The organism is Amycolatopsis sp. cg9 (assembly GCF_041346945.1).
Taxonomy (GTDB): Bacteria; Actinomycetota; Actinomycetes; order Mycobacteriales; family Pseudonocardiaceae; genus Amycolatopsis.
This window is the reverse complement of record NZ_CP166850.1, coordinates 3,776,783-3,798,805: the sequence shown is the minus strand read 5'-3', so window position 1 is coordinate 3,798,805 and position 22,023 is coordinate 3,776,783. Positions and strand designations below refer to the sequence as shown.

21 protein-coding genes are annotated in these 22,023 nt (G+C 71.7%); 9 read left to right on the top strand and 12 right to left on the bottom strand.

Annotated features, from left to right (window positions below; genetic code table 11):
* Positions 1-190 precede the first annotated feature (190 nt).
* Positions 191-1,066 carry a 3-methyl-2-oxobutanoate hydroxymethyltransferase gene (gene panB / locus AB5J73_RS18380; protein WP_370970896.1) on the top strand — a complete coding sequence of 292 codons (876 nt, stop codon included), beginning with the start codon at positions 191-193 and terminating at the stop codon, positions 1,064-1,066.
* A gap of 110 nt (positions 1,067-1,176) precedes the next feature.
* Here the strand turns inward: panB and AB5J73_RS18375 are convergent, their stop codons facing one another.
* Positions 1,177-2,025, bottom strand: a complete 849-nt coding sequence (locus AB5J73_RS18375) for a cytochrome c oxidase assembly protein (RefSeq protein ID WP_370970895.1) — start codon at positions 2,023-2,025, stop codon at positions 1,177-1,179.
* A 1-nt stretch (position 2,026) separates the two neighbouring features.
* Positions 2,027-2,953 carry an undecaprenyl-diphosphate phosphatase gene (locus AB5J73_RS18370; RefSeq protein WP_370970894.1) on the bottom strand — a complete coding sequence of 309 codons (927 nt, stop codon included), beginning with the start codon at positions 2,951-2,953 and terminating at the stop codon, positions 2,027-2,029.
* Between the two features lie 427 nt (positions 2,954-3,380).
* Here AB5J73_RS18370 and pip point away from each other — a divergent pair, with 427 nt between their 5' ends.
* A complete protein-coding gene (pip, locus tag AB5J73_RS18365) occupies positions 3,381-4,325 on the top strand; it encodes a prolyl aminopeptidase (protein WP_370970893.1) in 945 nt (314 codons plus the stop codon).
* On the opposite strand, the gene AB5J73_RS18360 is transcribed toward pip, so the two are convergent.
* Positions 4,311-4,865: a TetR family transcriptional regulator gene (locus AB5J73_RS18360; RefSeq protein WP_370970892.1), complete on the bottom strand. Its 555-nt coding sequence runs from the start codon at positions 4,863-4,865 to the stop codon at positions 4,311-4,313. The two genes, pip and AB5J73_RS18360, sit on opposite strands and share 15 nt — an antisense overlap.
* A gap of 93 nt (positions 4,866-4,958) precedes the next feature.
* On the opposite strand from AB5J73_RS18360, the gene AB5J73_RS18355 reads away from it, so the two are divergent.
* Positions 4,959-5,705 carry an SDR family NAD(P)-dependent oxidoreductase gene (locus tag AB5J73_RS18355; protein ID WP_370970891.1) on the top strand — a complete coding sequence of 249 codons (747 nt, stop codon included), beginning with the start codon at positions 4,959-4,961 and terminating at the stop codon, positions 5,703-5,705.
* Here AB5J73_RS18355 and AB5J73_RS18350 read toward each other — a convergent pair.
* From AB5J73_RS18350 to AB5J73_RS18330, 5 genes are all read right to left on the bottom strand, one after another.
* Entirely contained in the window at positions 5,702-6,499 is a 798-nt protein-coding gene (locus tag AB5J73_RS18350) for an ABC transporter permease (protein WP_370970890.1), read from the bottom strand. The two genes, AB5J73_RS18355 and AB5J73_RS18350, sit on opposite strands and share 4 nt — an antisense overlap.
* 9 nt (positions 6,500-6,508) lie before the next feature.
* Positions 6,509-7,348, bottom strand: coding sequence for an ABC transporter permease (locus AB5J73_RS18345; protein ID WP_370970889.1), 840 nt, complete (start codon positions 7,346-7,348; stop codon positions 6,509-6,511).
* Between the two features lie 76 nt (positions 7,349-7,424).
* Positions 7,425-8,627 carry an ABC transporter substrate-binding protein gene (locus AB5J73_RS18340; protein ID WP_370970888.1) on the bottom strand — a complete coding sequence of 401 codons (1,203 nt, stop codon included), beginning with the start codon at positions 8,625-8,627 and terminating at the stop codon, positions 7,425-7,427.
* 79 nt (positions 8,628-8,706) lie between these two features.
* Positions 8,707-9,774 carry an ABC transporter ATP-binding protein gene (locus AB5J73_RS18335; RefSeq protein ID WP_370970887.1) on the bottom strand — a complete coding sequence of 356 codons (1,068 nt, stop codon included), beginning with the start codon at positions 9,772-9,774 and terminating at the stop codon, positions 8,707-8,709.
* A gap of 8 nt (positions 9,775-9,782) precedes the next feature.
* Positions 9,783-11,204, bottom strand: coding sequence for a gamma-aminobutyraldehyde dehydrogenase (locus AB5J73_RS18330; protein ID WP_370970886.1), 1,422 nt, complete (start codon positions 11,202-11,204; stop codon positions 9,783-9,785).
* 111 nt (positions 11,205-11,315) lie between these two features.
* Here AB5J73_RS18330 and AB5J73_RS18325 point away from each other — a divergent pair, with 111 nt between their 5' ends.
* The 3 genes from AB5J73_RS18325 to AB5J73_RS18315 all read left to right on the top strand — a co-directional run bounded on the left by AB5J73_RS18325 (position 11,316) and on the right by AB5J73_RS18315 (position 14,059).
* A complete protein-coding gene (locus AB5J73_RS18325) occupies positions 11,316-12,050 on the top strand; it encodes a FadR/GntR family transcriptional regulator (RefSeq protein WP_370970885.1) in 735 nt (244 codons plus the stop codon).
* Positions 12,051-12,085: 35 nt separating this feature from the next.
* Positions 12,086-12,799 carry a cache domain-containing protein gene (locus tag AB5J73_RS18320; protein WP_370970884.1) on the top strand — a complete coding sequence of 238 codons (714 nt, stop codon included), beginning with the start codon at positions 12,086-12,088 and terminating at the stop codon, positions 12,797-12,799.
* Positions 12,800-12,931: 132 nt separating this feature from the next.
* Positions 12,932-14,059: an IS481 family transposase gene (locus AB5J73_RS18315; RefSeq protein WP_370970883.1), complete on the top strand. Its 1,128-nt coding sequence runs from the start codon at positions 12,932-12,934 to the stop codon at positions 14,057-14,059.
* Between the two features lie 79 nt (positions 14,060-14,138).
* On the opposite strand, the gene AB5J73_RS18310 is transcribed toward AB5J73_RS18315, so the two are convergent.
* Positions 14,139-15,584, bottom strand: coding sequence for a PucR family transcriptional regulator (locus tag AB5J73_RS18310; RefSeq protein ID WP_370970882.1), 1,446 nt, complete (start codon positions 15,582-15,584; stop codon positions 14,139-14,141).
* A gap of 107 nt (positions 15,585-15,691) precedes the next feature.
* On the opposite strand from AB5J73_RS18310, the gene gabT reads away from it, so the two are divergent.
* Both gabT and AB5J73_RS18300 read left to right on the top strand, forming a co-directional pair.
* Positions 15,692-17,047 (top strand): 4-aminobutyrate--2-oxoglutarate transaminase, encoded by a 1,356-nt coding sequence (gabT, locus tag AB5J73_RS18305; protein ID WP_370970881.1) that lies wholly within the window; start codon positions 15,692-15,694, stop codon positions 17,045-17,047.
* The gene (locus AB5J73_RS18300; protein ID WP_370970880.1) at positions 17,044-18,471 is read left to right on the top strand and encodes an aldehyde dehydrogenase family protein; all 1,428 of its coding nucleotides are present in this window, start codon (positions 17,044-17,046) and stop codon (positions 18,469-18,471) included. The genes gabT and AB5J73_RS18300 overlap by 4 nt, the downstream gene beginning before the upstream one ends.
* A gap of 1 nt (position 18,472) precedes the next feature.
* Here the strand turns inward: AB5J73_RS18300 and AB5J73_RS18295 are convergent, their stop codons facing one another.
* Complete coding sequence (locus tag AB5J73_RS18295) at positions 18,473-19,180, bottom strand: MBL fold metallo-hydrolase (RefSeq protein WP_370970879.1); 708 nt, start codon at positions 19,178-19,180, stop codon at positions 18,473-18,475.
* Positions 19,181-19,254: 74 nt separating this feature from the next.
* Between AB5J73_RS18295 and AB5J73_RS18290 the strand changes: the two genes are divergently transcribed.
* Positions 19,255-19,752 (top strand): hypothetical protein, encoded by a 498-nt coding sequence (locus tag AB5J73_RS18290; protein ID WP_370970878.1) that lies wholly within the window; start codon positions 19,255-19,257, stop codon positions 19,750-19,752.
* Here the strand turns inward: AB5J73_RS18290 and AB5J73_RS18285 are convergent.
* Together AB5J73_RS18285 and AB5J73_RS18280 are read right to left on the bottom strand one after the other, a co-directional pair.
* On the bottom strand, positions 19,749-20,522 hold the full coding sequence (locus AB5J73_RS18285) for a helical backbone metal receptor (protein ID WP_370970877.1): 774 nt from the start codon (positions 20,520-20,522) through the stop codon (positions 19,749-19,751). The two genes, AB5J73_RS18290 and AB5J73_RS18285, sit on opposite strands and share 4 nt — an antisense overlap.
* On the bottom strand, positions 20,519-21,919 hold the full coding sequence (locus tag AB5J73_RS18280) for an RNB domain-containing ribonuclease (protein WP_370970876.1): 1,401 nt from the start codon (positions 21,917-21,919) through the stop codon (positions 20,519-20,521). Before AB5J73_RS18280 ends, AB5J73_RS18285 begins: the two co-directional genes overlap by 4 nt.
* Positions 21,920-22,023: the final 104 nt, after the last annotated feature.

Sequence of the window (22,023 nt, the reverse complement as noted above, 5' to 3'; positions counted from 1 at the left end):
ATGACTCATTGGGGACCTCGGAGGTCCCCAATGAGTCATTCGCGACCTTGGTGGAGCCGTCGTCCCCGAGGGTGTGAAGCTGGTCCCAGGAGGTTGGGGGCCCGCACGCGCGCGTGCCACGCTTTGGGACGCCCCTGCTCCACGACCCGGGGACCTCACCGAGGCCTCGAGGGAAGGACGGTCGACGACGATGTCTGCCCCCGCGAACGGGCCCGCCGAAGAAGCGGCCCCCTACGGCACCGGACCCGGCACCAAGCCGGCGACGGGCCGGAAAGTCCGCGTGCACCACCTGCGTGAGCTGAAGGAACGCGGCGAGCCGTGGCCGATGCTCACCGCGTACGACATGTACACCGCCGCGTTGTTCGACGAGGCCGGGATCCCGGTGCTGCTCGTCGGCGACTCCGCGGCCAACAATGTGTTCGGCTACGACACCTCGCTGCCGGTGACGGTGGACGAGCTGCTGCCGCTGGTCCGGGCCGTGACCCGGTCGGTCAAGCGGGCCCTCGTGGTCGCCGACCTGCCGTTCGGCTCCTACCAGCTGTCGCCGCAGCAGGCGCTCGAGACGTCGGTGCGGTTCATGAAGGAGGGCCGCGCGCACGCCGTGAAGCTCGAAGGCGGGCGGCGGTTCGCCGCGCACGTCGAGGCGCTGACGTCGGCCGGCGTGCCGGTGATGGGCCACATCGGGTTCACCCCGCAGAGTGAACACAACCTCGGTGGCTACCGGGTGCAGGGGCGCGGCGAAGCAGCGGACGTGCTGCTCGCCGACGCGCTGGCGCTGCAGGAGGCCGGGGCGTTCGCGGTGGTGATGGAGATGGTGCCCGCCGAAGCCGCGAAGCGCGTCACGGCGGAGCTGAAGATCCCGACGGTCGGCATCGGCGCGGGCCCGGACTGCGACGCCCAGGTGCTCGTCTGGCAGGACATGGCCGGGCTGCGCCGAGGCAAGGCCCCGCGGTTCGTGAAGCGCTACGCCGACGTGGCGACGGTGCTGCAGAACGCGGCGACGGCGTTCGCGGAGGACGTCCGCCGCGGGGAGTTCCCGGCGCCGGAACACGCTTTCCACGACTGACACCGTCCTGAAGCGCCCCAATGTGGCGTTCGGTGCGTCAGACGCACCGAACGCCACATTGGGTGCGCTGGACGCAACCAACGCCACATTGGGGCGCTCGGGCACCTCGGTCACCGGCGCCGGAACCGCTCGGCCAGCGCCGGGTCGTTCTCCCACCACAGCCCGGTCGCGGGCGCTTCGTCCAGCTGGACGTCGATCTGCTTCGCGCGCCGTTCGTCGTCGCGGGCCCACCGCACGAACAACGCGACGACGAACGGCAGGCCGGCGACGTCACCGCCGATCCACAGCACCCCCGCGCCGATGATCTGGTCGGTGCGGGGGTCCGGGCCGTGGCCGGGGTGGGCGGCGGCGTAGTGCGCGGGCGCGAGCAGCGGGCCCAGCCACAGGACCAGGCCGAGCGCGCCGTCGAAGATCACCTCGGTGAACGCGATCCACACCGACACCAGGTGCGGGTCGCGCCGCGGGGTCGGGTCGAGGCCGAGCCGGGTCCAGAAGTACGTGAAGCCGGACAGGACGAGCGCGAGCCGGACCAGGCCGTCGACGAGCGACGACCGCAGCACCAGGTCGTAGAGCGGGGTCAGGTACAGCACGAGCACCGGCACGACCAGCGTCAGCGTGACGACCGGCGGGAACGTCAGCGCCCGCGCCACCTTCCCGCGGCCGTGGCGCCGCAGCCGGACCGCGGGCCGCGTGTCGAGCAGGAGCCGGATCGGGGCGCCCAGGGCCAGCAACAGCGGCGTGACCATGAGCAGCGTGACCGTCTGGACCGCGCGGACCCAGAAGAACGTCGTGTCGTAGACGGCCAGCGGAGAGCACGTGACGACGACGATCGTCGCCAGCCCGGCGAGGAACGCCGTCGTGCGGCCGCGCGGCCACCCGCGCCCGTGCGCCGCGCGGACGTAGAGCGTGCCGAGGACGAGCACGCAGAGGACGGCCGGGGCGTCGAGCGTCAGTGGCACGTCAGACCGCGAAGAAGATCAGGCTGCCGATTCCGGCGAGCACGCAGTAAATGGCGAACGGGGTCAGAGTGCGCGTTTCGAAGTATCCGGTGAGGAACCGGACGGAAATGTAGGAAGCGACCCCGGCGACGACGCTGCCGACGAGCGCGGGACCGAGTGAAGCGTGGTTCTCCGGGGCGAACAGCGTCGGCATCTTGAGCACGCCCGCGGCGAGGATCACCGGCGTGGCGAGCAGGAACGCGAAGCGCGCCGCGTCTTCGTGGTCCAGGCCGCGGCGCAGGCCGGCGACCATCGTGATGCCCGAGCGGCTGATGCCGGGCAGCAGCGCGAGGATCTGCGCCGCGCCGACCAGCACCGCCTCGCCCACGCGCAGCTTCGCCAGCCGGACGTCGGTCTTCTCCTCGACCGTGACCGCCCGCATGACGAGGGTTTCCTCGGCCGAGAAATCCACTGTGTCGTCGTCGCCCGACGGCTTCTTGTGCGAGAACTTCTCGGCCGCGTAGAGCACACCGCCGTTGAGCGCGAGGAAGATCGCCGCCGGCACGGGCTTGCCGAGGAAGTCCCGCAGCAGCCCTTCGAAGAGCAGGCCGGCCAGCCCGACCGGGATGGTGGCGAGCACGAGCAGCCACGCGAGGCGCTGGTCGGGGGTGCGGACCTCGCGGTGGCGGATCGACGTCCACAGGCCGCCGATGATCCGGATCCAGTCCTTCCGGAAGAACAGCACGAGCGCGAGCGCGGTGGCGACGTGCATCGCCACGAGCACCGCGAGGTACGGCGAATCCTTCCCGATGCTCAGGTCCCGCTGCCAGGTACCGCCGAGCCAGGCGGGCAACAGGATGCTGTGGCCGAGACTGGACACCGGAAACAATTCCGACACCCCTTGCAAGGCGCCGACGACAATCGCCTCGACGTAGGTCACCGCGGACATTCCGTGCCTTTCCGTCCCCTTTTCGAGCACCGCCGACACCGGAAAGTACCGGCCCATTCGTTAACACCGGGCAAGGGGGATGGGGACACTCAGCGTCCTCACAGCGGGCGTTCACATCCATGAACATCAATCATGTTCTTGACTCGTGTTCGGCTCGTGGCTTAGCGTTTAGCCCGTCGCCGCCACGACGAAGCATCGAACCTCGACGAGGAGGACGGGAAATGCGTGCGCGGATGTTCGGCCGTCGTGACCGCACCGGCGGCTTCCCCTTTCCGGCTCCTCCTCACCACGGCGGCTGACGCCCCTCGGACGGGAGCCCGCTCAGCCCGGCGGCGGGGGCGGGCTCCCACCTTTCTCGGCCGTCGTCCCGATCCCTGGCGGCGGGGTGTCGGGACGACGGCCGGGACCCTCCGGCAAAGTGACGGGCATGGACGAGCTCTACCCGCCACTCCCCCCGCGCGCCGAAGGGTTCCTGGACGTCGGGGACGGTCACCGGATCCGGTGCCAGGAGGCGGGCAACCCCGACGGCAAGCCGGTGGTGGTCCTGCACGGCGGGCCCGGCAGCGGGATCGCACCGATGGCGCGGCGGCACTTCGACCCTTCGGCGTACCGGATCGTCCTGTTCGACCAGCGCGGTTCCGGGCAGTCGACGCCGGGCGCCGACGACCTGACCGCCAACACCCTGTGGCACCTGGTGGCCGACATGGAACTGCTGCGCGAACGGCTCGGCATCGACCGCTGGCAGCTCTTCGGCGGCTCGTGGGGCGCGACGCTCGCCCTCGCCTACGCCGAGACGCACCCTTCGCGCGTCAGCGAAATCATCCTGCGCGGCGTGTTCACCGTGCGGCCGAGCGAGCTCGACTGGATCTACCGCGGCGGGGCGGCCAACCTGTTCCCGCGCGAGTGGGAAGCCTTCCTCGCCCCGATCCCGGCCGACCGGCGGGACGACCCCCTCGCCGCGTACGCCACGCTGCTCGAAGACCCCTCGGAAGAAGTCCGGCACCGGGCCGCGGTCGCGTGGAGCACCTGGGAGGGCGCGACGGTTTCGGTGGTGCCACAGGAATCCTTCGTCCGCCAGTACGCCGAACCGGCGTTCGCGCTGACCTTCGCCCGCCTCGCCGTCCACTACTTCCGCCACGGCGCCTGGCTGGCCGACGGCCAGCTGGTCCGCGACGCGGGCAAGCTCGCCGGCATCCCCGGCGTCATCGTGCAGGGCCGCTACGACACGGTGTGCCCGCCGATCACGGCGTACGAGCTGCACCGGGCCTGGCCGGGGTCGGAGCTGAAGCTCGTCGAAGGCGCCGGGCACGCGGTGACCGACCCGGGCATGCTCGCGGCCCTGCGCGCGGCGACGGACTCATTCCGCCAGTAGGACGGCGAACACCCTTTCCAGCTTGCGCTTGACGACCGCTTCGTCCGCGCGGGCGAGCTCGGTGCTGCCGATGAGCGTGCGCAGCACCCAGAACCCGGCGATCACGGACAGGACCAGCGCCGGGCCTTCGGTGCCCGCCGCCGCCGGGAGGACGTCGGTGAGGTGCTTCTCGACGTGCCGCTCGATGCCCGCCCGCAGGATCTCCGCGGCGCGCGGGTTGGGCGCCGACCGCAGCATCAGCAGGAACGGGTCGAGCCGGCCGGCGTCCGGGGCGGTCCGGCGCACCAGCGCGGCCGCGATGTCCGCGGCGAGCGTGGCGGGGTCGTCGGTGAGCACGGTCCGCTCGGCCATCGCCGCTTCGACGACCTCCGCGAAGAGCCCTTCCTTGGAGCCGAAGTAGCGGTTCACGAGCATCGCCGTGACCCCGGCGGACTCGGCGATCTCGCGCACGCCGACGCCGTCGTACCCGGCGCGGGTGAAGGCTTCGAGCGCGGAGTTCAGGATCGCTTCGCGGGTGGCGGCGGCATTGCGGGCTCTCATGTATACGAGTGTAGACTTAGCTCGTAAGTATACGACTGTAGACATGATCGGAAGTGTTCCGTGGACCTCGAATTGGCAGGTAAACGAGCTCTGGTGACCGGTTCGAGCGCGGGCCTCGGCGAAGCGATCGCCCGGCTGCTGGCCGCCGAAGGCGCGGCGGTGGTCGTCCACGGCCGCGACGCCGCCCGCACCGGGAAGGTCGCGGCGGAGATCGGCGCGGCCGGCGTGGCCCTCGGCGACTTGTCGACCGACGCGGGTGCCGACGCGGTGGCGGAAGCCGCCGGCGAGGTCGACGTCCTGGTCAACAACGCCGGGGCGTACGACCACCTCTCCTGGACCGCGGCGACGCCGGACGCCTGGAGCGCGATGTACCAGGCGAACGTCGTCTCCGCGGTCCGGATGGTCCACCGGTTCGTGCCGGGCATGCGCTCGCGCGGCTGGGGCCGGGTGATCCAGATCGGCGGCGGACTGGCGATCCAGCCGATGGCGACGCAGCCGCACTACACCGCGACGCTCGCCGCGCGGCACAACCTCGCGGTCTCACTCGCCCGCGAACTCGCCGGGACCGGCGTGACGTCGAACGTCGTCTCCCCCGGCGCGATCCTGGTGGACTCGGTGCGCGAACTGCTCACCGGGATCGCGCCGGACCACGGCTGGGGCACCGAGTGGGCGGACATCGAACGCGCGGCGGCCCGCGACCTGGTGCCCAACGACGCCGGGCGCCTCGGCCGCCCCGAGGAGATCGCCGCCGCGGTCGGCTACCTGGTGAGCCCGGCGGCGGACTACGTCAGCGGCGCGACGATCCGCGTCGACGGCGGCACGGTCCGGTCGGTGCACTAGAGCCGGCCACCGGACGCCGTGTCGCCCGACAGGCGCTGGGCCAGGTACACCGGGACCGTCGACGCCACGACCAGCACCGCCGCGACGACGTTGACGACCGGGGCCTGGTTGGGGCGGAACAGGTTGTTGTAGATCCAGATCGGCAGCGTCTCCATGCCCGTGCCCAGCGTGAACGTCGTCACGATGATCTCGTCGAACGACAGCGCGAACGCCAGCAGCCCGCCGGCCAGCAGCGCCGAGCGGAGCATCGGGAACGTCACCAGCCGGAACGTCGTGAAGCCGGTCGCGCCGAGGTCCATCGACGCTTCCTCGAGGTTCCCGCCCATCCGGCGCAGCCGCGCGACGACGTTGTTGAACACCACCACGATGCAGAACGTGGCGTGCGCGATGATCGCCGTCAGCAGGCCGAGGTCGATGCCCAGGATCGTCCGGAACGCGTTGTTCAGCGCGATGCCCGTGACGATCCCGGGCAGCGCGATCGGCAGGATGATCAGCAGCGACACGGGGTTGCGGCCGAAGAACCGGTAGCGCTGCAGCGCGAACGCGGCCATCGTGCCGAGCACCAGCGCGATCGCCGTCGCCGCGAGCCCCGCCTGGACGCTCGTCCACAGCGCGTGCAGGGCACCCTCGTTCGACGTGGCCCGGCTCCACCACTCCAGCGTGAACCGGGTCGGCGGGAAGCCGAACGTCGTGTCCGCGTTGAAGGAGTTGAGCAGCACCACCACCAGCGGGAAGTAGATCACCGCCAGGCCGAGGCCCAGCGCGGTCCACAGCAAGGCCCGAGACGTCCGCACCGAGGGCTCCTAGAGGTTGTCGAGCGCGCCGGTGCGGCGCACCGCGGCCAGGTACACGAGCATGATCACGACCGGCACCGTCGCCACCGTCGCCGCGAACGGGAGGTTGTTGGCGGCGCCGATGTTGTCGTAGACGACGTTGCCGAGCATCTGCGACGTGCCGCCGACGATCTTCACCGCGATGTAGTCGCCGAGGGACAGCGAGAACGTGAAGATCGAACCGGCCACGATCGCCGGGAACGTCAGCGGCAGGATCACCGACCGGAACGTCCGCAGCGAGCGGGCGCCCAGGTCGCCCGAAGCGTCCACCAGGGAGTCCGGCAGCCGGTCGAGGCCCGCGTAGATCGGCAGGATCATGTACGGCAGCCAGAGGTACGACAGCGTGATGATCGTGGCCGTGACGCCGTAGCCGGGCGAAAGCCAGCTCAGGGCGCCGTTGCCGGACAGCATCGAACGCCACGCGTACGCCTTCACGAGGTAGCTCGCCCACAGCGGGGTCATCACCGCGATCACGAGGATCCGTTGCGCCCGCGGCGAAGCGAGCTTCGCCATCGCGTAGGCCATCGGGAACGCGACGACGGCGTCGATCACCGTGACCAGCGCCGCGATCCCGACCGTGCGGAAGGTGATCGTGCGGTACACCGCGTCGGTGAACAGCGTCTTGAAGTTGTCCAGCGACCACTCGACGACGACCTGGCCGGTGAACGCGTCGGTGTGCCAGAACGCCGTGACGAACAGCGCGGCGAGCGCGCCCAGGTAGGCCAGGCCGAGCCAGAGCAGCGGCGCCGAGAGCAGGAAACCCAGGCGCAGCTTGGGTTTCCGGTAGAAGAAGGCGGAAACGGCGGTCATCACACCTCGCAGGGAGAGGTCCGGGGGCGGCGGGCGGAGTGGGGGGACACAGCCCGCCGCCCCCGGGGTTCGGGGGTCAGCCCTTGATCTCGGTCCAGGCCTTCGTCCACTCGCCGTAGTCCTTGCACTTGACGTCCGTGCGGCCGTCGAGGCACTGCTGGATCGGCGTGGTCCAGTACGCGATCTTCGAGGCGTACCCGGCGTCGTTGGCGTGGTAGGTGTCGCAGAGCGTCTTGTCGGTCATCTCCGCGCACGCCTTGGGGTTCGCCGGCGCTTCGCCGAAGTACTCGGCGACCTGGGCGTTGACCTTGGGGCTGACGATGTAGTCGAGCCACTTGTACGCGCACGTCTTGTGCGCCGACTTCGCCGCGACCATCCAGGTGTCCGACCACCCGGTCGCGCCTTCGCTCGGCACGGCCGACTCCAGCGGCGCGCCCTCGCCCTTGGTCAGGTTGACCGTGACCTGCCAGGCGGTGCCGACGACGGCGTCGGCGTTCTTCAGCGCCTGGGACTCCTTGAGGTAGTCCGACCAGTACTCGGACACCAGCGGCCGCTGCTGCTTGAGCAGGTTCACCGCGGCGGTGAACTGCTTGTCGTCGAGGGCGTACGGGTTCTTGATGCCCAGGTCCGGCTGGTGCGCCTGGAGGTACAGCGCGGCGTCGGCGATGTAGATCGGCGAGTCGTAGGCGATCACCTTGCCCTTGTAGGGCGAGTTCGCGTCGAACATCACCGACCACGACGTCGGCGCCGGCGTCACCTTGTCGGTGCGCCAGGTCAGCAGGTTCGCGCCCCAGCCGTGCGGGATGCCGTAGGAGACGCCGCCGACGCTGTTCCACGACTTGTCCTTCAGGAACGGCTGGACGTCGGCGTAGTTCGGCACGAGCGCGGTGTTCACCGGCTCGGCGTCCCCGGAAGCCACCAGCCGCAGCGACGCGTCACCGGAGGCGGACACGACGTCGTACTGCCCGGTCTTCATCAGCGTCACGGCTTCGTCGGACGTGCCGAACGGCTTGACGTTGACCTTGCACCCGGTCTGCTGCTCGAACGGCGTGACCCAGTTGACCTTCGGGTCGTTGGAGCCGTTCTCCGCGTACCCCGGCCAGGCGAGCACGTTCAGCTGGCCTTCCGGCTGCCCGAGCGCCTTGAGCGCTTCCAGCTTCGGCGGGGTGAACCCCTGCGCGCCGGGCGGCGCGGCGGAGTTCGAGCCCGACGTGCCACATGCAGCCAACAGCAGGCTGGCGCCGAGGAGCCCGGCGAGCCGCGTCTTCCTGTTCTTCATGGCAACCCTTCTGGGAACTACTGGCGCTTTTGGGGGCTCCGGGTGGCGGAGCCCCCGGCCCGGGGCGAAGCCCCGGATGTCACTGGACCTGGAAGCTGTGTTCGTCGCGCCAGCTGAGCCGGACGCGGCCGTCGGCGAACGTCGCGCCGCCGTCGGTGTTCTGCCGGACGACCGAAAGCTGACCGCCCGCGTCGAGCGCCACGGCGTACCGCACGGTCGCCCCGGCGTAGACGACGTCGGTGACCGTGCCGGTGGCGCTGGTGTCCCCCACCGCGGCGGGTTCGGACAGGTCGCCGTCGATGCGGATCTTCTCCGGCCGGATGCTGAACAGCCCCGGCCGGCCGATGACCGTCTCGGCGCCGCGCCCGCCCAGCAGGTTCGACGTCCCGACGAACCCGGCGACGAACGCGCTCGCGGGGCGCTCGTAGACCTCCTCCGGCGGGCCGACCTGCTCGATCTTGCCGTCGTTGAACACCGCGATGCGGTCGCTCATGGTGAGGGCTTCGTCCTGGTCATGGGTGACGAAGACGAACGTGATGCCGACATCGCGCTGGATCTGCTTGAGCTCCAGCTGCATCGCCTGGCGCAGCTTGAGGTCGAGCGCACCGAGCGGTTCGTCGAGCAGCAGTACCTTGGGCCGGTTGACCAGCGCGCGGGCGAGCGCGACGCGCTGGCGCTGCCCGCCGGACAGCTGCGCGGGCTTGCGCGAGCCGTAGTCCGCCAGCCGCACGGTCTTCAGCGCTTCCAGCGCGCGCTCGCGGCGTTGCCGCTTCGGGACTTTCTTGACCTTCAGGCCGTACTCGACGTTCTGCTGCACGGTCATGTGCGGGAACAGCGCGTAGTCCTGGAACACCGTGTTGACGTCGCGCTCGAACGGCGCGAGCTGACTCACGTCCCGGCCTTCGAGCTCGATCGTGCCCGCGGTGGGCAGCTCGAACCCGGCGATCATGCGCAGCACCGTCGTCTTGCCGGAGCCGGACGGGCCGAGCATGGAGAAGAACTCGCCCGGCGGGATGTCGAGGTCGACGCCGTCGACCGCGTGGACGTCCCCGAAGTGCTTGCGCAGCCCGGAAAGCCGGATCGCCGGGCGCGTGCTTCCGGGCGCCGCGGGCTCTTCCCGCGTCTCGGCCGGTGCTTGGTTGGGCATCGCGAGCCTCACAGTGCGCTCATCACGTGCTTGACGCGGGTGTAGTCCTCGAGGCCGTATAGCGAGAGGTCCTTGCCGTAGCCGGACTTCTTGAACCCGCCGTGCGGCATCTCGGCGACCAGGGGGATGTGCGTGTTGATCCAGACGCAGCCGAAGTCGAGCTTCGCCGACACGCGCATGGCCCGCTGGTGGTCGCGGGTCCAGACGGACGACGCCAGGCCGTATTGGACGGCGTTCGCGGCTTTCAGCGCTTCGGCCTCGTCGGAGAACCGCTGGACGGTGATGACCGGGCCGAAGATCTCGTTCTGGCTGATCTCGTCGTCCTGGCGGACGCCGGAGACCACGGTGGCTTCGTAGAAGTAGCCCTCGTCGCCGGCCCGGTGCCCGCCGCAGTGGACGGTCGCGTGCGCCGGCAGCCGGTCGACGAACCCGGACACCTTCGCCAGCTGGGCGGCGTTGTTGAGCGGGCCGTAGGCGACGTCTTCGTCGTCGGGCTTGCCGGTCTTCGCCGCTTCCGCTTGGCGGGTGAGCGCCGCGACGAAGGTGTCGTGCACCTCGTCGGCCACCAGCACCCGGGTGGCGGCCGTGCAGTCCTGCCCCGCGTTGAAGTAGCCCGCGACGGCGATCGCTTCGGCGGCGGCTTCGAGGTCGGCGTCGGCGAAGACGATGACCGGCGCCTTGCCGCCCAGCTCGAGGTGCACGCGCTTGACGTCGTTGGCGGCGGACTTGGCGACTTCGATGCCCGCCCGGACGGAGCCGGTGATCGACACCATCGCCGGGATGTCGTGCTCGACCAGCGCGCGGCCGGTGTCGCGGTCGCCGCAGATCACGTTGAACACGCCCGGCGGCAGGAACTCGCCGGCGATCTCGGCGAGCAGCAGCGTCGACGCCGGGGTGGTGTCGGACGGCTTGAGCACGATCGTGTTGCCGGCGGCGAGCGCGGGCGCGATCTTCCAGATGGCCATCAGCAGCGGGTAGTTCCACGGCGTGACCTGGGCGCACACGCCGACGGGCTCGCGGCGCACGAAGGACGTGTGGCCCTCCAGGTACTCACCGGCCGAGCGGCCTTCGAGCACGCGCGCGGCGCCCGCGAAGAAGCGGACCTGGTCGAGGACCATCGGGATTTCCTCGGCCGTGGTCAGCGCGATCGGCTTGCCGGTGTTCGCGGACTCGACGCGGACGATCTCGTCGGCGCGGGCTTCGAGCGCGTCGGCGATCTTGAGCAGCGCGAGCTGGCGCTGGGCGGGGGTCGTCGCACGCCAGGTCTCGAACGCGGCCGCGGCGACCTGCAGCGCGTTGTCGACGTCCTCGGGCCCGGCGATCGGCGCGGTGCAGTAGGGCCGCCCGGTGACCGGGTCGACGATCTCGGCCGTCCGGCCCGACTTGGACTCGACGTACGCGCCGCCGACGTAGTGCTTCAGCTCCTGCACGGTGACTCCCAGCTGCAGTCGGAGGCTAAAACATATAAGTCCATATGTAATAGGACAAGAGGATCGGGCAAGATTGGTGCGAACGGGTACTCCGACGGGCGAAGGGGCACGATGCGCCAGGGCATGTCGCACAGCGCGCGGTCCGCCATGTTCGCGCCGCTCGGCCAGGTCGGGCGGGCGGAAGCGGTGGCGGCGCGGCTGGTCGACGCCATCACGCTCGGCTTCCTCGCCGACGAGGAGCAGCTGCCCAGCGAGGCCGACCTGGCCGCGCAGTTCGGCGTCTCGACCGTGACGGTCCGGGAAGCGCTCGTGGCGTTGCGGCAGCAGGGCCTGGTCGAGACGCGCCGGGGCCGCAGCGGCGGCAGCTTCGTGCGCGCGCCGGCCGACCCGCCGTCGGACGCGTGGCGCGCGCGGCTGCAGGAGGTGTCGCTGTCCGACCTCCGGGACGTCGGCGACCACTACCTCGCGATCGCCGGGGCCGCGGCGAAGCTGGCCGCCGAACGCAGCTCCCCCGAGGACATCGCCCGGCTGCGGCTGGCGACCGACGACCTCCGCACGGCCCACGGCATCGACTTCACGCGGGCGGAGCGGCAGTTCCACCTGGAGGTCGCGGCGGCCGCGCAGTCCCCGCGGCTCACGCACGAAGAAGTCCACCTGCAGAGCGAACTGGGCGGCCTGCTGTGGCTGCCGCTCGAGCCCGGGGCACACTCCTGCGCGGAGCACGCGGCGATCACCGCGGCGATCGACGCGGCCGACGGCGACCTGGCCCGCAAGCTCACCGAGGAGCACCTCCTCGGCGCGCTCGACCGGCTGGCGGACGTGCACCTCGGCCTGCTGGCCCCCTAAACTCCGCAGTACTCCGCACACCCGAGGTGAGCACCGTGAACGACACCCGCACGCTGGCCGGCGACGAGGTCGTCGAGCAGGTCTCGGCGTTGGTGGAAGGGGTCTTCGAACGCCTGAAGCCGCTGCTGGCGGCGGCCGAATCGGTGCTGGCGGAGACCCCGTCGGCGGCGGCCCTGCACCGGATCCGCCCGCAGGTCACCGAGGCACTGGGCGGGCTGATCATCGGCGCGGGCTTCGTCAGCGCGCCCCGCGTCCTCGCCGATTCCGAGTTCGGCTTCGAGTGGTGGACGGCCGGCTCGCCCCCCGCCCAGCTGTTCATCAGCCTCGACCCGGGCAGCGAGAACTTCCTCGACTACACGCGCCAGTCGTGGTTCACGGTCCCGCGCGACACCGGGCGCCGGCACATCAACGGCCCGTACGTGGATTACCTCTGCACCGACGAGTACACGCTGACGTTCACGATCCCGGTGTCCCGCGGCGGTTCGTTCGCCGGCGTGGTGGGCGCGGACGTGTACGTGCGCGAGTTCGAGCGGGCGGTGCGGCCGCGGCTGCGCGCGCTGGGGCGCGGGGCGGCGCTGCTGAACGCGCAGGGGCGGGTGATCGTGTCGAACAGCGTCCGGCAGCCGACGGGCTCGCTGGTGCGGGAGGTCGACGTCCCGGCCTGGTGGTCGGCGGGCGCGGAACCCGGCCCGGTGCTGCGGCGCTGCGGCGACTCCCCGATCGTGCTCGTGAGTGAGAAACAGGGTTAGCACACTGTGTCGAGTCTCAGGACTTCGCCGACAGTTGATGTCTCAGGACCTCACAGACACTGACCGGCCTATCAACACGGTGACCACACCCTCAACGGTGACCATGCTTCGATGGGCAGAGCAGGGTTTTCGATGGATCCTGAGTTCATCGCCGCGGTCGCCCGAGTCGCCCACGGCGAAAAGATCAACGTGGCGCGGTTCTGCCACGAACACGACCTGTCCCGAGACACCTTCTACAAATACGTCACCCGGTTCCGCGCCGAAGGCGCAGACGGGTTCACCCACCGCAGCACCGCCCCGCACCACCACCCGACCGCACTCGGCCCGGCAGTGGCCGAGGCGGTGCTGCGAGCCCGCAAGGAACTCGCCGACGACGGCCTGGACAACGGCCCGATCTCGATCCGCTGGCGACTCGAAGACACCGGGCAGCTCCCACTTCCCTCCCGCGCCTCAATCCACCGCATCCTGCGCGCCCACGGCCAGATCGTCCCGCAACCCCGCAAGAAACCCCGGACCCGGCGCCGGTACGAATACGCCGACCCCAACGGCTGCTGGCAGATCGACGGCATGGAGCACCCCCTCGCCGACGGCACCAAAGTCTGCATCATCCAGATCCTCGACGACCACTCCCGCCTCGACGTCGGCACCCACGCCGCGACCGGCGAGACCACCGCCGGCACCTGGGCCGCGTTGCAACAGGCCTTCGCCGGCTACGGCCTGCCCGTCAGGCAGCTCTCGGACAACGGGCTGGCCTTCACCGGCAAACACCGCGGCCGGATGGTCGAACTCGAACGCCGCCTCGCCGAACTCGGGATCACCACCATCGCGTCCACCCCGCACCACCCGCAGACCTGCGGCAAGGACGAACGCGTCCACCAGACCCTGCAGAAATGGCTCGCCGCCCGACCGCCCGCCGAGAATCTCACCGGCTTGCAACAGCTTCTCGACGAATACCGGACGATCTACAACAACCGTCGCCACCAAAGCCTGGACGGCCAGACACCCCAGCAACGCTACGACACCCGACCGAAAGCCACCCCCGCCACCGGCCCGCGCCGGCCCAGCGGTGTCACCACCCGGCCCGTCTCGGCCACCGGAGTGATCGCCTTCTCCGGATGTTCCCTCGTTCTGGGCCGCGCCTGGGCGCACCGGACCGCCACCGTTTACTGGCAGGGTGACCGTGTCACCGTCATGGTCGGCGACACGGTCACCCTGCCAGCTCACGCTGGACCGGTCGGTACGCTACCAACGCCTCGCTGACCAGAAACTGTCCGGGAAGTCCTGAGCCAGATCTGTCTGTGAGGTCCTGAGACAGGACACAGTGTCAGAACACTGTTCCTCACTCACGAGCCTGGAGCGCGACCCACAGCTCGGCGCGGACGCCGGGTGAGTCGAGGTCGCGGCCCAGCAGCTCCTCGGCCTTCCTGATCCGGTTCCGCAGCGTGTGGCGGTGGACGCCCAGGCGCGCCGCGGCGGTGTCCCAGTGGCCGTGGTGCTCCAGCCAGCAGCGCAGGGAGTCCACGAGGTCGCCGCGACCCGTCTCGTCGTGGTTCCGCAACGGTGTCAGCACCCCGCGCGCAAACGCTTGCGCCACGGCGGGTTCGATCAGCGAGAGCAGGCCGCGGCCGGTGTGCTCGGCCGCCGACACCAGGACCTTCCCCTCCGCCTCCGCCACCCCGGCCGCCAGCTCCGCCTGCTCCAGGCCGGCCGCGAAGTCCGCCGGGGACACCGGACCGGCCAGCCCGCCGTGCAGGCCGCCGACCCGCAGCGCCGCGTCCGTCACGGCGTCGGCCGCACCGAACGCCACCACCGACGGTCCCCGGCGCGCCGCGAACACCGGCTCGCTCTCCAGCGCGCCGAGCAGCTTGCGCCGCGCGGCGGGCGCGCCCGTGAACGCCAGCACCGACCACGGCGCGGCCGGCGCCTCGGCCCCGGACGCGGTCAGCACCCGCAACGCCAGTTCGGCCTGGCCGCCGACGAGCAGCTCCAGCACCCCGGTGCGCAACGCCTGGCGCGCCGCGGCCTGCGCGCGATCCTGTTCCAGCGCCAGGGAAAGCACCGACACCGCGGTGTTGACGATGTGGTGCGCCGCGGTGTCGAGCGACGCCCCGACGGCGAGCACCCGCCGCGCGCTCGTGTCGAGGGTCTGCAGCACGACTTCCTGCTCGTCGAGCACGACCACCCGCGTGCCGGCGCGAAGGCGCTCCAGCTCCTCGCGCAGCGAAGCGCCGTACGCCCGCGCGCTCGCCGGAGCGGCTTCGACGACCGTGGTGCGTTCGAAGAGCAGCACCCAGCCGTCGACGAGCTTCGCCAGCTTGCGCAGCACCCCCGGCGGGCCGCCCTTGCCGACCGCCGTGCGGGTCAGTTCCTGCTGGGCGCGCCCGATCCGGACCGTCGCCGCGTACTCGTCGGCCGCCACCGCCCGCGAAACCGCGCGCGTGATCGCGATGAACGGCGTCTCGCGGGGCACCTCCAGCACCGGGAGCCCGACGTCGGCCGCCGTCGAGACGAGCGACCGCGGGACGGCGTCGTGGCTCAGCCCGACACCGAAGCCGAGCCCGGCGACCCCCGCGGCGACCAGGCGGCGCACGTAGGCCGGTGCCGACTCCTCGTCCAGGGCCAGCCCGGTGGTCAGCAGCAGCTCACCGCCTTCGAGGAACGCCTGCGGGTCCGTCAGCTCCGTCGGGTGCACCCAGCCGATCGGGCGGTCCAGGAGGTCGTCGCCGGTCAGCACCCGCAGCCCGAGCGGGCGGTCGGCGGCCAGTCCGGCCAGCGTGAGTGCCATAACGGCCAATTCTACGCGCCTTCTTGTACGGAACGGCCAGCTGACGGCGGTCGCGGCGGGACTCATCCTGAGGACGTCCACCCCGTCCGCGTCCGCAGGAGCACGCCGTGACCGCAAGCACCACCGCCGAGCCGCAGGCCCCGGCGCCCCGGCAGCGCAGGCTGCGCACCGAGATCCCCGGCCCCGTCTCGCGCGAGCTGCAGGAGCGCCGCGCGAACGCCGTCGCCGCCGGGGTCGGCTCGGTGCTGCCCGTCTACGTCACCTCCGCCAGCGGCGGGCTGCTCACCGACGCCGACGGCAACGTCCTCATCGACTTCGGCTCCGGCATCGCGGTGACCAACGTCGGGCACTCCGCGCCCGCGGTCGTCGACCGCGTCCGCAAGCAGGCGTGCTGGTTCACCCACACCTGTTTCATGGTCACGCCGTACGAGGGGTACGTCGAGGTCTGCGAAGCGCTGGCCGAGCTGACGCCGGGCGACCACGCGAAGAAGTCCGTGCTGTTCAACTCCGGCGCCGAAGCCGTCGAGAACGCCGTGAAGATCGCGCGGGTGGCGACCGGCCGCCAGGCGGTCGTCGTGTTCGACCACGCCTACCACGGCCGCACCAACCTGACGATGGGCATGACCGCGAAGTCCGTGCCCTACAAGCACGGTTTCGGCCCGTTCGCGCCCGAGGTCTACCGCGTGCCGGGCTCGTACCCCTACCGCGACGGCCTGGCCGGCCCGGAAGCGGCCGCGCTGGCCATCGACCGGATCGAGAAGCAGATCGGCGGCGACCAGGTCGCCGCGGTCGTCCTCGAGCCGATCCAGGGCGAAGGCGGGTTCATCGAGCCCGCGCGCGGCTTCCTGCCCGCGATTTCCGCGTGGTGCCGGGAAAACGGCGTCGTGTTCGTCGCCGACGAGGTCCAGACCGGCTTCTGCCGCACGGGTTCCTGGTTCGCCTCCACCGACGAGGACGTCGTGCCCGACCTGATCGCGACGGCCAAGGGCATCGCGGGCGGCCTGCCGCTGTCCGCCGTCACCGGCCGCGCCGAACTCGTGGACGCGGTGGCGTCCGGTGGCTTGGGCGGCACGTACGGCGGCAACCCGATCGCCTGCGCCGCCGCGCTCGGCTCGATCGAGACGATGAAGGCGGAGAACCTGGCGGAGTCGGCCAAGCGCATCGAAAACGCCGTGCTCCCGCGGCTGCGCGCGCTGGCTTCGGAAACCGGCGTGATCGGCGACGTCCGCGGACGCGGCGCGATGCTGGCCGCGGAGTTCGTGCGCCCGGGCACCACCGAGCCGGACGCCGACCTCACCAAGCGCGTCGCCGCGGCCTGCCACCGGGCCGGTGTCGTGGTGCTGACCTGCGGCACCTACGGCAACGTCGTCCGGCTGCTGCCGCCGCTGTCCCTGCCCAACGACCTGCTCGACGAGGGCCTCTCGGTCCTCGAACACGCTGTCCGCACGGAGGCTCTCGCATGACTTTCCCCTTCTGGGTCGCCGGAAAGCCGGTCACCGGCGGTGCGACCGCCGAGGTCCGCCACTCCTTCGACGGCTCTTCCGCGGGCGCCCACTTCGTGCCGTCCGCCTCGGACGTCGAAGCCGCGGTCCAGGCCGCGCACGACGTCGCCGGCGAGTTCGCGACGCTGCCCGCGCACGTCCGCGCCGGCGCGCTGGACCACGTGTCCCGCGCGCTGGGCGAGCGGTCCGAAGAGATCGCGCAGCTCATCACGGCCGAGTCCGGCAAGCCCCTGAAGTGGGCGCGCGGCGAAGTCGGCCGCGCGGTCTCGACGTTCCGCTGGGCGGCCGAGGAAGCCCGCCGGTTCTCGGGTGAGCTGCAGCGCCTCGACACCGACCCGGGCGGCACCGGACGGCTCGCGCTGGTGCGCCGGGTGCCGCGCGGCCCGGTGCTGGGCATCACGCCGTTCAACTTCCCGCTCAACCTGGTCGCCCACAAGGTGGCCCCGGCGATCGCGGTCGGCGCGCCGATCGTGCTCAAGCCCGCGCCCGCGACGCCGCTGACGGCGTTGCTGCTGGGCGAAATCCTGGCGGAGACGGACCTGCCGGCCGGCTCGTGGTCGATCCTGCCGGTGGACAACGAGACGTCGTCGCAGCTGGTCGAGGACCCGCGCCTGCCGGTGGTGTCGTTCACCGGCTCGGTCCCGGTCGGCTGGGCCATCCGCGACCGCGTCCCGCGCAAGCACGTGGCCCTCGAGCTCGGCGGCAACGGCGCGGTCCTCGTCTGCCCGGATTGGCCGGACCTCGACTTCGCGGCGCAGCGGATCGCCACCTTCGCGATGTACCAGGCCGGCCAGTCGTGCATTTCGGTGCAGCGGGTCTACGCGCACTCCGACGTCTTCGACGCGGTGCAGGAAAAGGTGCTGGAACAGGTCGAGGCGCTGCGGACCGGAGATCCGCGTGCCGACGGTGTCGACGTCGGCCCGTTGATCAACGCCGACGCGGCTTCGCGGGTCGAATCGTGGGTGTCTTCGGCCGTGGCCGCGGGCGGCCGCCTGCTCACGGGCGGCGGGCGGTCGGGCGCCACGGTCGAGCCGACGGTGCTGGCCGACGTCCCCGAGGACGCTTCGGTGATGGCCGAGGAGGTGTTCGGCCCGGTGGTTTCGCTGGTCCGGGTGGCCTCGGTGGCCGAGGGCGTCGAGCGGATCAACGCGTCCCGCTTCGGGCTGCAGGCCGGGGTGTTCACGCGCGACCTGCCGACGGCGTTCGAGGTGTCGGCGGCCTTGCAGGTGGGCGGCGTGCTCGTCGGCGACGTACCGAGCTTCCGCGCCGACCAGATGCCCTACGGCGGGGTGAAGGACTCCGGCGTGGGCCGCGAGGGCCCGGCGTCGGCGATGGCGGACTTCACCGAAGAGCGGGTGACCGTCCTGACCGGACTGACGCTCTGAGCTACCGGCGCTTCCCCCAACGCTCGTCGGCCGGTTCTTCGCCGCGCCGCAGCGCTTCGAGGTAGGCGCGATCGACGGCGAAGCGGGCGGCGATCTCCTGGTCCCGGGCCACGGCACCGTGGCCGGGGATCAGGACGTCGACGTGCTCGGCGGCCTTGCCCAGCAGGTCGAGCGAGGCTTCGTAGGCCTCCTGCTGCCCGGTGCGGCGGGGGTCGAGGAGCGGGATCAGGACGTCGGAGAGCATGTCGCCGGCGAGGAGGACACCGCGGTCGGCGAGCAGAAGGGCGGCGTGCCCGACGGCGTGCGCGTCGTGCTCGACGACCTCGCCGGCCACGGGTCCGCCGTCGGCCGGCAGCGGGGTGAGGAGGCCGATGACGTCGAGCGGAACACCGGTCGCGGTCTCGGCGGCCATCGCCTGCGCTCGTTCCCGCACCTCCCCGGCCATCCGGGCGCAGGCGGCGGTGGCGTAGCGCGGGACGTCACCGAAGCGGGGGTGCCAGAGCAGGTGGTCCCAGTGCGGGTGCGTGCAGAACCCGGCGACCACCGGGAGGCCGAGCCGCTCGAGGTCGTCGGCGAGCTCGTCCAGCTCGGCGCCCTCGATGCCGGGATCGACCACGAGCAGGCCGTCGCCGGTGCGGACCACGGTGGTGTTGCTCCAGACCCACGTGCTCTGCCGGACCCAGACACCGTCGGCCACTTCGTTCAGCATCGGCTCACCGTGTCAGGCGACCGCGCCGGGCGCAATCTCTTGTTCCCGGGCCCGGGACCGGCTACCAAGCAGGGGTGAGACCGCTGATCCTGCTCGACGTGGACGGCCCGCTGAGCCCGTGGGCCGCGGCGCGCCACGCGAAACCCGCCGGCTACCTCGAGCACCGGCTGCGGCTCTCCCGCTGGAGCCGCAAGCGGCTGCGGATCTGGCTCAACCCGGACCACGGCCCCACGCTGCTGGCACTGGCCGCCGCCGCGAACGCCGAGCTGGCCTGGGCGACCAGCTGGGAGCACCGGGCGAACCGCCAGATCGGCCCGGCGATCGGGTTGCCGCCGCTGCCGGTGGTCGAGTTCGCCGGGCCGCAGCCGTCGTGGAAGTTCGGGCCGGTCGGCCGGTTCGCCGCGGGCCGGCCGCTGGCCTGGTTCGACGACGACTTCGACCTGTTCCCCGCCGCCCGGCAGGCGTTCCTCGACCGCCGCGCGGAGCTGCCCACCGAGCTGATCCCGGTCGACGCGCACACCGGGCTGACGAGCGAGCACTTCGACCGCCTCGCGACCTGGCTGCGGGCTTAGCCGCCGCCCAGCGCCTCCGTCAGCGCGGTGTGCGCCTCGACCAGCGAAGGTCCGTACCACGTCAGGTGCCGCCCCGAGACCAGGGCGTACCGCGCGTCCGGGAAGTGGTCCGGGCCGTCCTCCGCGGTGAACAGGTACGGCTCGTCCGGCAGCACCAGCAGGTCGGCGTCCGCGCGCAGGTGCGCCCGCAGCTCCTCGACGTCCGGCCGCGGGTAACGCTCGGCCGAGCCCGCGTAGACGTTCGCCACGCCCACGCGGCGCAGGACGTCGCCGCCGAAGGTGTCGCGGCCCAGGACGATCCACGGTTTGCGCCAGACCGGGACCACCGCGTGGAAGCGCACCGGCCGGGTCTCGCGCCAGAGCTCCTCCGCTTCGACCAGCCAGCCCGGCTCGTCCAGCTCGCACGCCTGGGTGAGGATCCGCCGCAGCGAGCCCAGCGCGGCGGGCACGGACGCCGCCGCGGTCATCACCCAGACCGGGATCCCGTTGGCGCGCAGGCGTTCCACGTCCTCCTGGCGGTTCTCCTCCGAGTTGGCCAGCACGAGGTCCGGGGCGAGGTCCAGGACCCGGTCGAGCTTCGGGTACTTCGACCCGCCCACCCGCGGGACGTCCAAAGTGGACGGGTGCGTGCAGTAGTCGGTGGCGCCGGCCAGGCGTCCGGGCGCGCTCACTTCGAGCGCTTCGGTCAGCGACGGCACGAGCGAAACCACGCGCGAAGCCGGACCGGACAGCGGCACCGGCTCCCCGAGGTCGTCGACGAGGTGGGTCATGCGCGTTCGAACGACACCTTCCGCTGCTCGACGTCCACCGCGGTCAGCCGGACGCCGATCCGCTCGCCCGCGGTCAGCTTCTCCCCCGCGCACTTCGCCATCACCGTCGGGTCTTCGACGAGGATCTCCGCCTTGTTCTCGTCCGCGCGCAGCACCACCGCGCTGAACTCGCCGCCGACGTGCTCGGCCAGCACCCACGCCTCGACCTGGTCGATGCAGGCCCGCTCGACCTTCGCGGCGAGGGTGTCCGACGCGCTCATCCGCTCCGGCACGTCCGCCAGCGCCGCGCGCACCCACGCCGGCACCTCACGGCCCGCCGAGACGGCGAGGCAGATCTCCGTGGCGAACCGGTCCACCAGCCGCCGGATCGGCGCCGTCACGTGCGCGTACGCGCCGCCGATGCCCGCGTGCGTGGTCAGCGCCGGCAGTTCGCCGTCGAACGCCGTGTAGCCCGCACCGCGCAGCAGCCGCGTCGTGTCGGCGTAGAGCGCCATCGAAGCCGGCTGCCCGGGGTCCAAGGCGGACAGGAACTCCGAGACGGTCGCTTCCGGCGCCCACGCGATGCCCAGTGCGTCGGCCGAGCGGCGCAGCCAGTCCACGGCCTCGGGTTCCGGGTCGGGCAGCGTGCGCAGGACGCCGACCCGCGCGTCGATCATGATCCGCGCCGCCGCCATCCCGGTGAGCAGCGAGATCTCGGCGTTCCAGGCGTCGACGACCGTCCGCGGCCGGCGCGCGAGCACCCAGCCGCCGTCGGGGTTGCCGCTGATCTCCTGTTCCGGCAGCTGCAGCTCGACCGCGCCGCGGCGCACGGCCAGTTCGCGCCGCCGCCGTCCCAGCTCGGGCAGCGCCGCCACCGACGGGTGCGGGTTCCCGGCGTCGAGCGCGGCCTGCACCGTCTCGTAGTCGAACTGCTCGGTGGACCGGACCAGCGCGCGGCGCACCCGCGTGGACGTCGGCTCGCCGGCTTCGTCGGTCTCGATGGTCCAGAGCACCGCGGGCCGGACCTCGCCGGGCAGCAGGCTCGCGGCGCCTTCGGACAGCACCGGCGGGTGCAGCGGGACGTTGCCGTCGGGCAGGTAGAGCGTCTGCCCGCGCAGGCGTGATTCGCGGTCGAGCGCGCCGCCGGGCGGCACGAACGCGGCCAGGTCGGCGATCGCGTAGTGCACGCGGAAGCCGCGCGCGGTCTTCTCGACGACCATCGCCTGGTCGAGGTCCTTGGACCCGGGCGGGTCGATGGTGACGAACGGCAGCGCGGTCGCGTCTTCGCGAGGCTCGGCCAGCGGGTCGAGCACCGCCGCCTCCGCTTCGGCCAGCACGTCGGGCCCGAACGACTCCGGCAGCGAAAACTCGGCGCGCAGGGGGCCGAAGTCCCCGCCCGCCGAGTGTGTCCTGATCACCAGGGGAGGCACCCCCCAACCCTAACCCCGGAAGGGGCCGATGATCGCCCGATCGGGCGCGGGCCGGTCGGGTGTACGTTGATCCGGCAATAATGAAAACCGTC

Bases quoted from the DNA above. Each gene is read 5' to 3' on its own strand.
- pip (WP_370970893.1), top strand. From the start codon at position 3,381: ATGGACGAGCTCTACCCGCCACTCCCCCCGCGCGCCGAAGGGTTCCTG.
- AB5J73_RS18325 (WP_370970885.1), top strand. From the start codon at position 11,316: ATGCGCCAGGGCATGTCGCACAGCGCGCGGTCCGCCATGTTCGCGCCG.
- AB5J73_RS18340 (WP_370970888.1), bottom strand. From the start codon at position 8,627: ATGAAGAACAGGAAGACGCGGCTCGCCGGGCTCCTCGGCGCCAGCCTG.
- panB (WP_370970896.1), top strand. From the start codon at position 191: ATGTCTGCCCCCGCGAACGGGCCCGCCGAAGAAGCGGCCCCCTACGGC.
- AB5J73_RS18345 (WP_370970889.1), bottom strand. From the start codon at position 7,348: ATGACCGCCGTTTCCGCCTTCTTCTACCGGAAACCCAAGCTGCGCCTG.
- AB5J73_RS18285 (WP_370970877.1), bottom strand. From the start codon at position 20,522: ATGACCCACCTCGTCGACGACCTCGGGGAGCCGGTGCCGCTGTCCGGT.
- AB5J73_RS18295 (WP_370970879.1), bottom strand. From the start codon at position 19,180: ATGCTGAACGAAGTGGCCGACGGTGTCTGGGTCCGGCAGAGCACGTGG.
- AB5J73_RS18315 (WP_370970883.1), top strand. From the start codon at position 12,932: ATGGATCCTGAGTTCATCGCCGCGGTCGCCCGAGTCGCCCACGGCGAA.
- AB5J73_RS18310 (WP_370970882.1), bottom strand. From the start codon at position 15,584: ATGGCACTCACGCTGGCCGGACTGGCCGCCGACCGCCCGCTCGGGCTG.
- AB5J73_RS18300 (WP_370970880.1), top strand. From the start codon at position 17,044: ATGACTTTCCCCTTCTGGGTCGCCGGAAAGCCGGTCACCGGCGGTGCG.
- AB5J73_RS18360 (WP_370970892.1), bottom strand. From the start codon at position 4,865: ATGAGAGCCCGCAATGCCGCCGCCACCCGCGAAGCGATCCTGAACTCC.
- AB5J73_RS18370 (WP_370970894.1), bottom strand. From the start codon at position 2,953: ATGTCCGCGGTGACCTACGTCGAGGCGATTGTCGTCGGCGCCTTGCAA.
- AB5J73_RS18335 (WP_370970887.1), bottom strand. From the start codon at position 9,774: ATGCCCAACCAAGCACCGGCCGAGACGCGGGAAGAGCCCGCGGCGCCC.